This window comes from Stenotrophomonas sp. STEN029 (assembly GCF_056760015.1).
This window is the reverse complement of the sequence record NZ_JBRREC010000114.1, coordinates 1-13,602: the sequence shown is the minus strand read 5'-3', so window position 1 is coordinate 13,602 and position 13,602 is coordinate 1. Positions and strand designations below refer to the sequence as shown.

At 64.4% G+C, this 13,602-nt stretch carries 10 protein-coding genes; 5 read left to right on the top strand and 5 right to left on the bottom strand.

Going from position 1 to position 13,602, the window contains the following annotated elements; all coding sequences use genetic code 11:
* Positions 1-210: 210 nt before the first annotated feature.
* The 3 genes from zupT to ACVOLI_RS18620 are packed head-to-tail and all read right to left on the bottom strand — an operon-like array spanning position 211 to position 1,795.
* Positions 211-1,020: a zinc transporter ZupT gene (zupT, locus tag ACVOLI_RS18630; RefSeq protein WP_282273017.1), complete on the bottom strand. Its 810-nt coding sequence runs from the start codon at positions 1,018-1,020 to the stop codon at positions 211-213.
* Positions 1,021-1,029: 9 nt separating this feature from the next.
* Positions 1,030-1,446, bottom strand: coding sequence for an energy transducer TonB (locus ACVOLI_RS18625; protein WP_296252265.1), 417 nt, complete (start codon positions 1,444-1,446; stop codon positions 1,030-1,032).
* Between the two features lies 1 nt (position 1,447).
* Positions 1,448-1,795 (bottom strand): 4a-hydroxytetrahydrobiopterin dehydratase, encoded by a 348-nt coding sequence (locus ACVOLI_RS18620; protein WP_282273013.1) that lies wholly within the window; start codon positions 1,793-1,795, stop codon positions 1,448-1,450.
* 88 nt (positions 1,796-1,883) lie between these two features.
* Between ACVOLI_RS18620 and ACVOLI_RS18615 the strand changes: the two genes are divergently transcribed.
* Positions 1,884-2,483 (top strand): NfuA family Fe-S biogenesis protein, encoded by a 600-nt coding sequence (locus ACVOLI_RS18615; protein WP_481615521.1) that lies wholly within the window; start codon positions 1,884-1,886, stop codon positions 2,481-2,483.
* Between the two features lie 13 nt (positions 2,484-2,496).
* Positions 2,497-4,299 carry a hypothetical protein gene (locus tag ACVOLI_RS18610; protein ID WP_481615520.1) on the top strand — a complete coding sequence of 601 codons (1,803 nt, stop codon included), beginning with the start codon at positions 2,497-2,499 and terminating at the stop codon, positions 4,297-4,299.
* Positions 4,300-4,511: 212 nt separating this feature from the next.
* On the opposite strand, the gene ACVOLI_RS18605 is transcribed toward ACVOLI_RS18610, so the two are convergent.
* Entirely contained in the window at positions 4,512-4,973 is a 462-nt protein-coding gene (locus tag ACVOLI_RS18605) for a c-type cytochrome (RefSeq protein WP_481615519.1), read from the bottom strand.
* 9 nt (positions 4,974-4,982) lie between these two features.
* Positions 4,983-5,375 carry a c-type cytochrome gene (locus ACVOLI_RS18600; RefSeq protein WP_481615518.1) on the bottom strand — a complete coding sequence of 131 codons (393 nt, stop codon included), beginning with the start codon at positions 5,373-5,375 and terminating at the stop codon, positions 4,983-4,985.
* Positions 5,376-5,595: 220 nt separating this feature from the next.
* On the opposite strand from ACVOLI_RS18600, the gene ACVOLI_RS18595 reads away from it, so the two are divergent.
* Genes ACVOLI_RS18595 through ACVOLI_RS18585 form a run of 3 tightly spaced genes read left to right on the top strand, consistent with a single transcriptional unit; the run spans position 5,596 to position 13,272 of the window.
* A complete protein-coding gene (locus tag ACVOLI_RS18595) occupies positions 5,596-6,732 on the top strand; it encodes an efflux RND transporter periplasmic adaptor subunit (protein ID WP_282267617.1) in 1,137 nt (378 codons plus the stop codon).
* A complete protein-coding gene (locus ACVOLI_RS18590) occupies positions 6,729-10,196 on the top strand; it encodes an efflux RND transporter permease subunit (protein WP_481615517.1) in 3,468 nt (1,155 codons plus the stop codon). Before ACVOLI_RS18595 ends, ACVOLI_RS18590 begins: the two co-directional genes overlap by 4 nt.
* 4 nt (positions 10,197-10,200) lie before the next feature.
* Positions 10,201-13,272, top strand: a complete 3,072-nt coding sequence (locus tag ACVOLI_RS18585) for an efflux RND transporter permease subunit (protein WP_481615516.1) — start codon at positions 10,201-10,203, stop codon at positions 13,270-13,272.
* The last annotated feature ends 330 nt before the right edge of the window (positions 13,273-13,602 follow it).

The window sequence follows — 13,602 nt, the reverse complement described above, 5'->3', positions numbered from 1 at the left end:
CGTGCTGTTCAAGTGGTAGGAGGCCCTGGCCGGCGGCAACCAAGCCGGTCCTGAACAAAGCCTCTTGCGGGAGCGGCGTCAGCCGCGAAGCCGGCATTGCTGAAATCGCCAGCAAGTTCGCGGCGTGACTGATCTGTTGCTTCGCGGCTGACGCCGCTCCCGCAAGAGGCTTTGTTCAGGACCGGCTTGGTTGCCGCCGGCCAGGGCCTCCTACCACTTGAACAGCACGAGACTGACCGCAATCGTGGCCATGCCGATCACCAGTCCGTAAACGGTCTCGTGGCCCTTGGCGTAGCGCTTGGCTGCCGGTAGCAGTTCGTCCAAGGCCAGGAACACCATGATGCCGGAGATCAGGCCGAACACCGCGCCGAAGGTGGCGTGGGACAGCGAGCCGGCCAGGGCGTAGTAGCCGATGGCGGCACCAACCGGCTCGGCCAGTCCTGACAGCAGGCTTGCGAAAACCGCATAGGACTTGCGCCCGGTGGCGAAGTACACCGGCACCGCGATGGCAATGCCTTCGGGGATGTTGTGGATGGCAATGGCGAAGGCCAGCGGCAGGCCGACCGACGGGCTTTCGAGGGTGGCGAAGAAGGTCGCCAGGCCTTCCGGAAAGTTGTGGGCAGTGATGGCCACAGCGCTGAGCAGGCCGACCCTGCGGATGTTGCTGCGACTCTTTTCCTTGAAGGCAGGGTCCTGCTTGTCCAGGGTTTCGTGCGGGTTGGGCACGAAATGGTCAATCAATACCACCAGCAGTACGCCGCCCAGGAACCAGAGCGTGCCGTAGGTGAAGCCGAGACGTTCGCCGTATGCCAGTGCAAACGAGGCCACGGACTTGTTCAGGATCTCCGACAGCGACACATAGACCATCGCGCCGCCGGCGAAGGCCAGGCCAAAGGCGAGCAGGCGCGGATTGGGGCGCTTGGAGAACACCACCATCAGGCTGCCGACGGTGGTCGCCAGGCCGGCAGCCAGGGTCAGCCCGAAGGCCATCCATAGATTTTCGGGGGTAACGGGATGCATCAGTCGTGATCAGCCGCCACGACGCGCGCGTTCTTCGATGGCAAAGCACTCATTCGGCTTCGGGTCCGGCGGGTTGAAGCTGACCGGTACCTGGATGGTGGTAGGCACCGGCTGGCCGTTGCGGGTGGCCGGGTTGAACTTCCATTCGCGCACGCGGCGCGCGGCGGAGTCGTCCAGCTGGCTGTTGCCGCTGCTGGTGACCAGCGAAACTTCGGTAGGCGTGCCCTGCGGGCCAACCACCACGCGCAGCACGCTCTTGCCGCCAACCCCGGTGCAGGCCAGTTCGGCCGGGTAGTCCGGCGGTGGGGTCTGCACGGCGGCCACTTCGGTCGGGGCGACGGTCGGTGCGGCCGGTTGGTCGGAGGAGTTGCAGGCGCTCAGTGCAGCCACGGTGCCCAATGCAGCGAACAGCAGACGCAGTTTCATGTCATTGCTCCGTTAGTGCGGATGCCTTGGCGGCACAGATGAAGTCGTTCTCGCTCAGGCCGCCCACATCGTGGGTGGAAAAGCGCACAACGGCGCGGTCGTAGTGCACGCCCAGGTCGGGGTGGTGGTCTTCGCGGTGCGCAACCCAGGCCAGCGCGTTCACGAACGCCATGGTGCCGTGGTAGTTGTCAAAGCGGAATGTGCGGGTCAGGGCCTGGCCGTTCTCGGCCAGCTCCCAGCCCGGCACCTGGGGCAGCAGCTCGGCGACGCGGGCCTGACCGAGGCGGTATTCGCTGCCCCGGCGCGGGCTGCAGTGCGCTTGTGCCAGCGGGATGAGATCAGGGGCCATGCAAACCTCCATAACAGATGACTGAACTGTGCCGCCGTTGGAATCAGTGTCCCATCGGTGGCAACCAAGACACGGCTAGAATACCCGCATGATCCAGATCTCAGATACCGCCCAAACACATTTCCGCAAGTTGATCGAACGCGAGGCCGTGCCCGGGATGGGCGTGCGCCTGAGCGCGATGGACCCGGGAACCCCGAGCGCAGACGCGCGCCTTGAATTTGCCGAGCCGGCTGACCTGATCGGTGACGAGTGGGCGGTGGACTGCGATGGCTTCACTTTGTATGTCGCTGCCACCAGCGTGGCGTGGTTGGATGGCGCCGAGATCGACTTCGTCACCCAGGCTGCCGGTACCCAGCAGCTGACGATCAAGGCCCCCAAGATCAAAGGCGAAGCCCCCGGTGATGCAGCGTCCATCGTCGAGCGTGTGCGCTGGGTGATCGAGAACGAAATCAATCCGCAGCTGGCGTCGCATGGCGGCCGCGTCGCGGTGCAGGAAGTGTCGGCCGATGGCGTGGTGTTGCTGCGCTTCGGCGGTGGCTGCCACGGTTGCGGCATGGCCGATGTGACCTTGAAGCAGGGGATCGAGAAAACCTTGATGGGCCGGGTGCCGGGCATCACTGCCGTGCGTGACGCCACCGACCACGAAACCGGTCAGGCCCCGTATATTCCGCGCGACGGCGCGGGCTGAGCCGCTACCACGCATGCCGGTGACATCGGTTACCGAGCTGATCAGTCTGCTGGCTTCGCGCCGGCAGACCAGCATCCTGCACGATCGCCGCACCGGCATGCCGTATAGCTGGAGCAACTGGCTGCGCACGCGCGTATCCAAGGGATTGTCGGCCTTTGCCGATGCCGATGCTGCCGGGGTCATGGCAGCGCGGCCGCAGCGACCACGCGAGGCTGTGGCCACACCGCTGCCGCTGTGGCGAATCATCGTATTGTTGTTCTGGAATGGTGGCGAACCGCCGCCGCGCGATCAGCGTGGCCTGCGCTGGTTCGCGGGATTTTTCAGTGCCGGCCTGCATGTGCTGTTCGCGCTGCTGTTGCTGTGGGTGGCGTTGGTGCGCAGCAATGTGCCAGAACAGAACGCCGAAGACGGCGAGCGCGTGCAGGTGGAGTTCGTCGGGCGTGGTACGCCGGACGAGGAGGGGGGCGGCGCCCCGCAAGCTGCCGAGGCAGCCGGGGTGCAGGCGGCAGTTGCAGCGCAGTCCGAGTCCGGCGCTGCTGCGGTCGAGCCATCGGCACCCGCAGCCCGGGAATCGTCTGCAGCCCCCGCTGCGAGTGCAGTGCGGGACAATGCGACCTCTGCCGCAGAGGCGGATTTCGAGCCTGAATGGATGCCGATAGATGCGTCCAAACCTGTGCCGCAGCAGCCAAGCGAGCAGCCGCTGCAGGTGACGGAGACTAATCGGCCGACCAGCGAATTCGTGGTGCCGCCTGCCACGGTGACGGCGCCTGCGTTGCGCAGCAGTCAGGCGCAGGTACGCGAGCGCACGATTGAGACCGCGGTTGATCGTCCGCAGCCAACACAGGCGCTACGCCAGCCGGCAGACGTTGCGGTGCAGCTGCGTTCGCCGCAGGTGCAGGTGCGTGAACGCCAGATCGAAGTTGCCACGCAGCAACCGATAGCGGTGACGCAGCCGCATGTGCGCGAAACACAGGTGCGTATCCGTACTCCTGAATTTGGCGTGCGCGAACGTCAGGTTGAGACAGCAACGCAGGAATCGGTGGCGATGGCGACGCTGCCATCGCGTGCCGCGCAGGTGGAAGTGAAGACACCGGCGATGGCGGTGCGTGAGCGCGCGGTACCCGGTGTGCCAGACAAGCCCGCCACGCAGGCGGCGACGAGTGCAACTGCAGCGACGCAGGCATCGACCGGTACAACGGCAGCAAGTGCATCGACCAGCCCGTCGCGCACTGGCGGGCAGGCGGCTGCCACTCCGAGCCCGCGTGCCGGAACCAGCGCAGGTGCGGGTCCGAAAGCCGAGGATCGCAGCGGCGGTTGGGCAGCGCCCAACCGTGGCGATGATTGGGGCGCAGCGCAGCGCCAGGTCGCTGGCAGCGCTGGCGGTCAGGCTGACAAGGGCACGGGGCTGTTCAATGCCGATGGCAGCGTAAGGCTGGGTACCAACGAGGGGCAGGCGCAGGACGCGGACAAGCGTGGTGCGCCCGGCGGTGATTCCGATACCTGGAGCCGCGAGCGCATCGCCGAGTCCGGTACCTGGCTCAAGCGCCCGCCGTATGACTACACGCCAACTTCGTTCGACAAGTACTGGGCGCCGAACGAGTCCTTGCTGGCCGAGTGGGTGCGCCGGGGCATCAAGAGCGTGGAGATTCCGATTCCTGGCTCAAAGAGCAAGATTTCCTGTGTGGTGTCGATGCTGCAGTTCGGTGGCGGCTGTGGCCTGACCAATCCGAACATGCAGGAGCAGCCAGCGGAAGCGCGGCCACCGCCGGATATCCCGTTCAAGAAAGAGTTGCAGGAAGACAACGGCAGCCGTTGATGGCTCGGCAGTGCTTCGTATGCCGCGTTGGTTCTTGTAGGAGCGGCGTAAGCCGCGAAGCTGGCACTGCCGAAGCACAACGCATATGCGGCATCTGGTTCGGCATGAGCTTCGCGGCTTACGCCGCTCCCACAAACAGTGCGAAGCGTGTTGAAAACAAAGCCGCCCGAGGGCGGCTTTGTTGCGTCAGTGCGGTGCCCCGATGGTGGACCTCAATCCACGCCGTGCAAGTCGCGTAGTTGGCTTGGCCTGCTACCGAAGTAGGCTGCGAGGTCGGCGATGTCCTGATCGCTCAGGTTCTGCGCCTGCGGGGTCATCAGCATGTGGTCGCGGGTGCTGGCACGGTAGGCCTGCAGCGCGTGGGCGAGGTAGTCGCCGTACTGGCCGCCGAGCTTGGGGTAGGTCGGGTCGATCGGGTTGTTGCCGTCGGCGCCGTGGCAGTCGATGCAACTCTGCCCGGTGGCCTTGCCCTTGGCAGCGGCCAGGTGCTCACCGGCGGCGATGCGACCGGCAGGCAGGCCGGCGGAGGAACTGGATCCGTGTTCACCGCTGGCGTGGCCCGGGTCAGCCGCGGACTTGCCGCTGGACTCCACTTCGGACTGTGTGCAGGCAGCCAGACCCATGGCGGCGAACAGGGCGATGGACAAACGCAGTGCGTGCGTGGCTTTCGTCATGGTCGGCGCTTATTTGAGGGTGGACAGGTAGGCGGAGAGATCAGCAATGTCCTGCGGGCTGAAACTCATCGATTGCGCCTGCATCGTCGGATGCTTGCGCTTGCCTTCGCGGTACTCGGTCAGCGCCTGGGTCAGGTATTGCGGTGACTGCCCGCCGATCTTCGGCACGCGGTAGCTGGGGTAGGCGTTCTTGTAGCCGGTGATGCCGTGGCAGCCCTGGCAGGTATAGGCCAGGATCCGGCCGGTGGCGGCATTGCCTGTGCTGGCCGCTGCCGGTGTTGCGGCGGGAGCAGTGGCGGTGGGGGCGACGGCGGGTGTAGCAGACTGCGGATCAGCTTGGGCGGCCCCGAAGGTCAGGGCAAAAGCCAGAGCGAAACAAGCGGCGAGCGGCTGCGAGCGCATGGTTTCCTTATCCGGTAAGCGGGTCTGGGGTTCCGCCGTGGGATACGGAACGGCCCGAGTATAGCCCGCGTATTTACCCGTTCGGAACAGGTGCTTGGATGCTGCAATGCGGTAGCCCATACCTACTAGTGGTACCCATGACTTTCGGGGCATGGTGTTGATGTGGGGTGGTGCAATACTTTGCTACAACACCTGCCTACGCATCCCCAGGGACAAGACGATGTCGCGACTTTTCACTCTGCACGCCCGCACCGGAAGCTGCGCTGCTGCACTCCTGATCACCACTTCCCTATTGCTCGGCGGTTGCAAGGCCGGCGGCGAGGAAGCCAAGGCCAAGACGCCGGATGAGCAGAAAGCCAGCGACGCCGTGCCGGTGGAAGTGGCCAAGGCCGAGCGCCGTGCCATCGCCGCCAGCTATACCGGTACTGCGGCGCTGGAGCCCCGCGCTGAATCGCAGGTGGTCGCAAAGACCTCCGGCGTTGCGCTGGCGGTGCTGGTCGAAGAAGGCCAACTGGTGCGCGCTGGCCAGCCGCTGGTACGGCTGGACCCGGACCGCGCCCGCCTGAGCGTTGCACAGAGCGAGGCGCAGATGCGCAAGCTCGAGAACAGCTATCACCGCGCCGAGAAGCTGGTGCAGCAGCAACTGGTCAGCGCGGCCGACGTGGACCAGCTGCGCTATGACCTGGAGAACGCGCGGGCGATGTACCGAATGGCAACGCTGGAGTTGTCCTACACGACGGTAGTCGCGCCGATCAGCGGCGTGGTCGCCTCGCGTGACATCAAGCCGGGCAACTTCGTGCAGATCAACTCGCCGATCATCCGCATCGTCGACAGCGGCCAGCTGGAAGCCACCCTCAATGTGCCCGAGCGCGAGATCGCCAAGCTCAAGCCGGGCCAGGCCGTGTCGTTGCAGGTTGATGCATTGCCGGGCAAGCCGTTCACCGGCACGGTGGACCGCGTTGCGCCGGTGGTCGACAACGGCACCGGCACCTTCCGCGTGGTGACGACGTTCTCCGGTGAGGAAGCATTGCAGGCCGGCATGTTCGGCCGCCTGAGCATCAACTACGACCAGCGCGCGGATGCATTGGTGGTGCCGCGTACCGCGCTGCTGGAAGACGGCGGCAAGCCGGCGGTCTATGTGGTGCGTGACGGCAAGGCTGTGCGTACCGAGCTGGCCCTGGGTTACGACGATGCCGGCTTCATCGAGGTGCGCAACGGCCTGCAGCAGGGTGATGAAGTCGTCATCGCTGGCAAGGCAGCATTGCGTGAAGGCAGTGCGGTGCAGGTGATCGGCAAGGAGAAGGCGGTCGCAGCGGCGGCCAAGGCGCCGGCAGCTGCACAGGCGACCAAGCAATGAGTGACCACGGACCGTCGGCTTCCGGCGGTGGCTTCGATCTGATCGAGTTCGCCACCCGCCGCCGCGTCACCATCGCGATGATGACGCTGACCCTGGTGTTGTTTGGCCTGATCTCGCTGTCCAGCCTGAAGGTCGAACTGCTGCCGGACCTGAGCTATCCCACCCTGACCGTGCGTACCGATTACGAAGGTGCGGCGCCGGCCGAGGTGGAAACCCTGATTTCGCAGCCGGCCGAAGAAGCGCTGGGCATCGTCAAGGGCCTGCGCAAGCTCAAGTCGATCTCCCGCACCGGTCAAAGCGACGTGGTGCTGGAGTTCGCCTGGGGCACGGACATGCAGCAGGCCGGGCTGGACGTGCGCGACAAGATGGAGACGCTGCAGTTGCCGCTGGAGGCCAAGCCGCCGGTACTGCTGCGCTTCAATCCGTCCACCCAGCCGATCATGCGGCTGGCGCTGTCGTCCAAGCAGGAAGCCGGCAATGACGCCGATGCCGTGCGCCGCCTGATGGAACTGCGCCGTTACGCCGATGAAGATCTCAAGCGCAAGCTGGAACCGGTCAGTGGTGTGGCCGCGGTCAAGGTTGGCGGCGGTCTGGAAGACGAGATCCAGGTTGATATCGACCAGCGCAAGCTGGCAGCGCTCGGTCTGTCGCTGGACACGGTGATCCAGCGCCTGCAACAGGAGAACGTGAACCTGTCCGGCGGTCGTCTGGAAGAAGGCTCGCAGCGTTACCTGGTGCGTACCGTCAACCAGTTCGCCACGGTCGAACAGATGCGCGAGATGCTGCTGACCACGGCCAGTGGTTCCAGCACCGCCAGCTCGACCGGTGAGAACCGCCAGCTGATGTCAGCCATCCTCGGCAGTAGCGATCCCAACGTGATCGCGGCGATGCGCAGTGATGGCAGCAGCAGCGCACCCAGCGTGCGCTTGAAGGACGTGGCCGAAGTGCGCCAGGGCTACAAGGAGCGCGAAGCGGTGATCCGCGCTGCCGGCCATGAAGCAGTCGAACTCGCTGTCTACAAGGAAGGCGACGCCAATACCGTTTCCACCGCCGATGCGCTGGAAGCCCGGCTCGAAACCATCCGCAAGGAAATGCCCAAGGACATCGAGATGACGATGGTGGAGGACCAGTCGGTCTTCATCCGCCACGCCATCAAGGACGTCAAGATCGATGCAGTGATCGGCGGCCTGCTGTCGGTGTTGATCATCTTCCTGTTCCTGCGCGATGGCTGGAGCACCTTCGTGATCTCGCTGTCGCTGCCGATCTCGATCATCGCCACGTTCTTCTTCATGGGCCAGCTCGGCCTGAGCTTGAACGTGATGTCGCTGGGCGGCCTGGCGCTGGCTACCGGTCTGGTGGTGGATGACTCGATCGTGGTGCTGGAATCCATCGCCAAGGCGCGTGAGCGCGGCATGGGCATTCTGGAAGCGGCGATCAAGGGCACCCGCGAAGTGTTCATGGCGGTGGTTGCGTCGACCTTGACCACCATCGCGGTGTTCCTGCCGCTGGTGTTCGTCGAAGGCATCGCCGGCCAGTTGTTCCGTGACCAGGCCTTGACCGTGTCGATCGCCATCGCGGTGTCGCTGGTGGTGTCGATGACCTTGATCCCGATGCTGAGCGCGCTGAAGGGCCGTCCGCCGTTGGAGTTCCCGGCCGAAGACCCGCGTGAGCCGTGGCGTCCGCAGAGCCGTTGGAAGAAGCCGGCTGCCTATGCAGGCCGTGGTATCGGCGCGATGTTCCGCTACGGCTTCTATTTCCTGGCCTGGAGCGTGGTGCGGATCTTCCGTGGCATTGCCGCGGTGGTCGGCCCGGTGATGCGCAAGGCCAGTGATCTGGCGATGGCGCCGTATGGTCGCGCTGAAGCCGGCTACCTGCGCGCGCTGCCGGCGGCATTGAAGCGTCCGTGGCCGATCCTGGGTTTTGCAACCCTGGCCTTCGGTCTGACCTTGGCTGCGCTGCCGCTGCTGGGTGTGGACCTGCTGCCGCAGCTGGCCCAGGACCGCTTCGAGATGACCGCCAAGCTGCCGCCGGGCACGCCACTGGCGCAGACCGATGCATTGGTGCGCGAAGTGCAGCGCAAGCATGCCGGCGAAGAAGGCGTGCGCCTGCTGTATGGCGTCTCCGGTACCGGTACGCGTCTGGATGCCAGCCCGACCGAGAGCGGCGAGAACATCGGCAAGCTGTCGGTGGTGATGAAAGACACCAAGCTGGAGCCGGCACTGACCGAAAAGCTGCGCGAGACCATGAAGGCCTGGCCGTCAGCGCAGGTGGATTTCGCCCGCCCCGAACTGTTCGCGCTGTCGCCGCCGCTGGAAATCGAAATCGAGGGCAATAATCTCGAAGACATCCGCGTCGCAGGCAATCGCCTGGCTGGCATGCTGCGCGAGAACCCGCACTATGCCGACGTCAAGTCGACGGTGGAGCAGGGCTTCCCGGAAATCCAGGTGGTATTCGACCAGGACCGCGCCGCGGCACTCGGCCTGACCACCCGGCAGATCGCTGATGCGGTGGTCAACAAGGTCAAGGGCAATGTCGCTACCCGCTACAGCTTCCGCGATCGCAAGATCGACGTGCTGGTGCGCGTGCAGGAATCGGAGCGTTCCTCGGTCAACGACATCCGTCGCCTGATCGTCAACCCGAGCGGTGCCAAGCCGATCGAGCTGGGTTCGGTGGCCGACGTCATCGCCACCACCGGCCCGAGCGAGATCCACCGTGCCGACCAGCGCCGTGTGGCCATCGTCTCGGCCAACCTGCGCGACATCGACCTGGGCAAGGCCATCACCGAAGTGCAGAGCATGGTCGCCAAGAATCCGCTGGGCACCGACGTCGGCATGCACATCGGTGGCCAGGGCCAGGAGCTGGGTGAGTCGATCCGCTCGCTGCTGTTCGCCTTCGCCTTGGCGGTGTTCCTGGTCTATCTGGTGATGGCATCGCAGTTCGAATCGCTGCTGCATCCCTTCGTCATCCTGTTCACCATTCCGCTGGCCCTGGTTGGTGCGGTTGCAGCGCTGCTGCTGGCGCGCTCACCGGTCTCGGTGGTGGTGTTCATCGGCTTGATCCTGTTGGTCGGTCTGGTGGTGAAGAACGCCATCATCCTGATCGACAAGGTCAACCAGCTGCGCGAGGAGGGTGTGGCCAAGCGTGAGGCCCTGGTTGAGGGCGCACGTTCGCGTCTGCGGCCGATCATGATGACCACGCTGTGTGCGGTGTTCGGCTTCCTGCCGCTGGCCCTGGCCTTCGGTGAAGGTGCTGAAGTGCGCTCGCCGATGGCGATCACGGTGATCGGTGGCCTGCTGGTGTCGACCCTGCTGACCTTGCTGGTGATCCCGGTGGTGTACGACCTGCTGGATCGCAAGCCGGACGAGTACTACGCCGAACGCGGCCGTCGTGCACGCCAGGCGATGGCCCAGGCCGAGCAGGTCCTGAGCCACGAGCAGGACCCCATCGGCGGCATCAAGGACTGAGCTGATGAATATCACCGAGCTGTCCATCCGCCGCCCTGTCACCACCATCATGCTGTTCGTTTCGATGGTGGTGATCGGCCTGATTGCTGCGTTCAAGCTGCCGCTGGAGTCCGAGCCGGAAGCATCGATCCCGTTCTTCTTCATCGCCTTGCCATACCCGGGTTCGACCCCGGAAGAAGTGGAGCGCAACCTGCTGCGGCCGGTTGAGGAGGCCATTGCCACGATGCCCGGCATCAAGACGATGAACTCGCGCGCCAACGCCGAAGGTGGGCAGATCCAGGTCGAATTCAGCGACTGGAACCGCGATATCGCGATGGCCGCGTCCGAAGCGCGTGAGCGTATCGACGCGGTGCGTGACGAGTTGCCGGACGACTTCCGCCGTTATTACGTGCAGCGCTGGAGCACCAGCGACCAGGAAGCGATCAGCCTGCGCCTGAACAGTGCCGAGGACCTGACCGCGCGCGCCGACATGATCGAACGTGCCATCAAGCAGCGCCTGGAGCGTCTGCCCGGCGTGGCCCGTGTTGAAGTGGAAGGCGTTGCCAAGCAGGAAGTGCTGATCGCGCTGGACAAGGACCGCATCAGCGCGCATGGCGTTGCCCTGAATGATCTGGTGCAGAAGCTGCAGGCAGCCAACTTCGCGGTATCGGCCGGGCAGATCACCGAGGACGGCCGCCGCCTGCGCGTGCAGCCCAAGGGCGAGCTGCTGGAAGTACAGGAGCTGCGCGACCTGCCGGTCAACAATCGTGGTACCCGCCTGTCGGACATCGCCGAGGTCAGCCTGCAACCGCAGCGCATGAGCTATGTGCGGCGCATGGAAGGCAAGCCCAGCGTGGGCGTGGACATCTACAAGGAACGCTCGGCGAACCTGGTGGACCTGTCGCGCGCTGTGACCAAGGAAGTCGCGCTGTTGGGTGAGGATCCGGCCCTGCGCGGTGTCGATATCGAGATTGCGTGGGACTCCGGCAAGGCGGTCACCAGTTCGCTGCTGGCCCTGGCCGAGGCCGGTGCGATCGGCCTGCTGCTGTCGGTGATCGTGCTGTACGCCTTCCTGCGCCATTGGCCCTCAACGCTGATGGTGTCGATGGCGATCCCGATCTGTTTCATCATGACCTTGGGCTTCATGTACTTCACCGGCATCAGCCTGAACATCATTTCGATGATGGGCTTGTTGCTGGCGGTGGGCATGCTGGTGGACAACGCCGTGGTGGTGGTGGAGAGCATCTACCAGGAGCGCGAGAAATACCCCGGCAAACCGGAGATGGCATCCATCATCGGCACCCGCCACGTGGCGATCGCGCTGTCGGCCGGTACCTTGTGTCACTGCGTGGTGTTCCTGCCGATGATGTTCGGCGAGAAGAACATCATCACCATTTACCTGACCCAGTTGGCGCTGACCATCTCGTTCTCGTTGCTGGCCTCGTGGCTGGTAGCAGTGAGCCTGATCCCGATGCTGTCGGCACGGATGAAGACCCCGCCGGCATTGAAGTCGCCGTTCATCAGCCGTCTGCAGGAGCGTTACGCGCGGATACTGCGCTGGACCCTGCAGAACCGTGGCTGGAGCGTGGCCGGTATCGTGTTGGTGTCGGTGCTCAGCGTGTGGCCGATGACCCATACCACCGGTGGTGGCGATGACAATGATCCGGATGAGATCAACATCTTCTACCAATGGAAGGGCTCCTATTCCAAGGAAGAGATGGGCAAGGAAGTGCAGCGGGTCGAGGACTTCGTCAACGCCAATCGCGACGAGTTCAAGATCAAGCGCGTGTACAGCCGTTTCGCCGAACAGGGCTGGGCGCAGACGCGCCTGTACCTGAGCATCGACGACCGCGAGCAGAGCAAGAAGATCGAGGAAGAGGTGCGCAAGGGGTTGCCGCAGTCGGCACGCGCCAAGATCGGCATCGGCTGGCCGGGTGGCATGGGCAGCGAAGGGCAGGGCCTGCGTTTCAGTCTGGTCGGTGATTCAAGCCAGACCTTGCGTGAGTTGGCCGACGACATCGTGCCGATCCTGGCGCGCAATCCCAAACTGCGCGATGTGCGCGTGGACGTGGGCGATGCCAATGCCGAGCTGGCGGTGCGGGTCAACCGCGAACGCGCAGCGTCGTATGGCTTCAGTGCCCAGCAGGTGGCGCAGTTCGTGGGCATGGCGCTGCGTGGCTCATCGCTGCGTGACTTCCACCGCGATGACGTCGAGATTCCGGTCAATGTGCGTTTCTCGGGCTCGGAGAACTACAGCATCGAGGACTTGTCTTCGTTCATGGTGCGCAGCTCCAGCGGCAAGGAGATCCCGCTGCTTGCGATGGTGGACGTCAACGTCAATCCGGCGGCCAACTCCATCCAACGCTTGAACCGGCAGACCATGTTGCGTATCGAAGCTGGCCTGGCCAAGGACGTGCCGATGGACCAGGCGCGCAAGTCGGTCGAGGAGACCCTGGACCGGGTGCAGTTCCCGCCGGGCTATGGCTATACGTTCAACGGTGCGGGTTTCAACATCAACTTTGATGGCATGGACCAGATGGTGACGGCGATCTTCATTGCCCTGATCCTGATGGTGGTGATCATGGCGGCGGTGTTCGAGTCGTTGCTGTTCCCGGCGGCGATCATGTCCTGTGTGCTGTTCTCGATCTATGGCGTTTACTGGCTGTTCTGGCTGACCGGTACCGAGATGAACATCATGGCGGTGATCGGCATCCTGGTGCTGATGGGCGTGGTGGTGAACAACGGCATCGTGATGATCGAGCACATCAACAACCTGCGTCGACGTGGGGTGTCGCGTACCGAGGCCTTGATCGAGGGCAGCCGTGAGCGACTGCGGCCGATCATGATGACGATGGGTACGGCGATCCTGGCGATGGTGCCGATTGCCTTGAATACGACCACGGCCGATGGCATGCCGCCGTACTACCCGATGGCGCGCGCGATTGCGGGTGGATTGGCATTCTCGACGGTGGTGAGTTTGTTGTTCCTGCCGACCATCTACGCGCTGCTGGATGATCTGCGTACCGGCACGGCGCGGTTGGTGCGGCGTGCGCGCGGTTTGCCGCCGGTGGAGCGTGCGGTTGTTGTAGAGGGCTGATTGGCTGGAGGGCAGGGCGGCTATAGCTGCTTCGACGACTGGCAGCGAAGGCAACAGCAACAGCTGAAGCAAGAGCTGCCCTCACCCCTACCCCTCTCCCGCATGCGGGAGAGGGGACAGCCAAGGCAGAAGCTGGATCAAAGGCCACAGCCAAAGCCAAAGCAGCAGCCGAAGCAACAGCCAAAGCAACAGCCGAAGCAACAGCCGAAGCAGCAGCTGGCGATCAGGCTTCCGCTGCCGAAGCCGACGATGCAGCAGCAAAAGAAAAATGCAGGAGAGCTAGTCCCCTCACCCGCATGCCGGAGAGGGGTTAGGGTGATGGCGCATCTA

Coding starts and splice junctions, on each gene's coding strand:
- ACVOLI_RS18620 (WP_282273013.1), bottom strand. CDS start 1,795: ATGGCCCCTGATCTCATCCCGCTGGCACAAGCGCACTGCAGCCCGCGC.
- ACVOLI_RS18605 (WP_481615519.1), bottom strand. CDS start 4,973: ATGACGAAAGCCACGCACGCACTGCGTTTGTCCATCGCCCTGTTCGCC.
- ACVOLI_RS18595 (WP_282267617.1), top strand. CDS start 5,596: ATGTCGCGACTTTTCACTCTGCACGCCCGCACCGGAAGCTGCGCTGCT.
- zupT (WP_282273017.1), bottom strand. CDS start 1,020: ATGCATCCCGTTACCCCCGAAAATCTATGGATGGCCTTCGGGCTGACC.
- ACVOLI_RS18615 (WP_481615521.1), top strand. CDS start 1,884: ATGATCCAGATCTCAGATACCGCCCAAACACATTTCCGCAAGTTGATC.
- ACVOLI_RS18610 (WP_481615520.1), top strand. CDS start 2,497: ATGCCGGTGACATCGGTTACCGAGCTGATCAGTCTGCTGGCTTCGCGC.
- ACVOLI_RS18585 (WP_481615516.1), top strand. CDS start 10,201: ATGAATATCACCGAGCTGTCCATCCGCCGCCCTGTCACCACCATCATG.
- ACVOLI_RS18625 (WP_296252265.1), bottom strand. CDS start 1,446: ATGAAACTGCGTCTGCTGTTCGCTGCATTGGGCACCGTGGCTGCACTG.
- ACVOLI_RS18600 (WP_481615518.1), bottom strand. CDS start 5,375: ATGCGCTCGCAGCCGCTCGCCGCTTGTTTCGCTCTGGCTTTTGCCCTG.
- ACVOLI_RS18590 (WP_481615517.1), top strand. CDS start 6,729: ATGAGTGACCACGGACCGTCGGCTTCCGGCGGTGGCTTCGATCTGATC.